The sequence below is a fragment of the Aquabacterium sp. A08 genome (genome assembly GCF_011742065.1).
The window spans coordinates 1-567 of record NZ_JAAQQT010000367.1; the positions used below are offsets into that span (position 1 = coordinate 1).

A 567-nucleotide genomic window follows, 5' to 3' on the forward strand; every position below is an offset into this window, starting at 1 on the left:
CTTCTTCGGCCTGCTGTTCGCGGGCCTGCCCATCGTCGGCACCATCCTGGCCGGGGCCATCGCCTTCATGGCCACCAACGACCTGGCGGTGCTGTACGAGTCCATCCCCATCCAGTTCTACGGGGCGCTGGAGATCAACTCGCTGCTGGCCATTCCGCTGTTCCTGCTGGTCGGCGAGATCATGAACAAGGCCGGGCTGACGCAGCGGCTGATCGCCGTGGCCGAGGTGCTGGTGGGTGGCTTCAAGGGCGGTCTGGCCTACGCCAACCTGTTCACCAACGCCATGGCCGCGTCCATCCTCGGCTCGGCGGTGGCGCAGATCGGCGTCATGAGCAAGGTGATGATCCCGGCGATGGAGCGCATGGGCTACAAGCGCGAGTTCTCCGGCGCGGTCACGGTCTCGGCCGGCCTGCTCGGCCCCATCATCCCGCCGTCCATGCTGATGATCATCTACGGCGTGGTGGCGGTGCAACCGATCGCGCCGCTGTTCATCGCCGGCATCGTGCCGGGCCTGCTGATCGTGGCGGCGCTGGCGCTGGTGATCTTCCTGAGCGGGCTCGTCGGGCC

1 protein-coding gene is annotated in these 567 nt (G+C 67.4%); it reads left to right on the forward strand.

Annotated elements, in window-relative coordinates; translation table 11 throughout:
* On the forward strand, positions 1-567 hold a 567-nt coding region (locus HA630_RS02075; RefSeq protein ID WP_208299919.1), incomplete at both ends, for a TRAP transporter large permease subunit.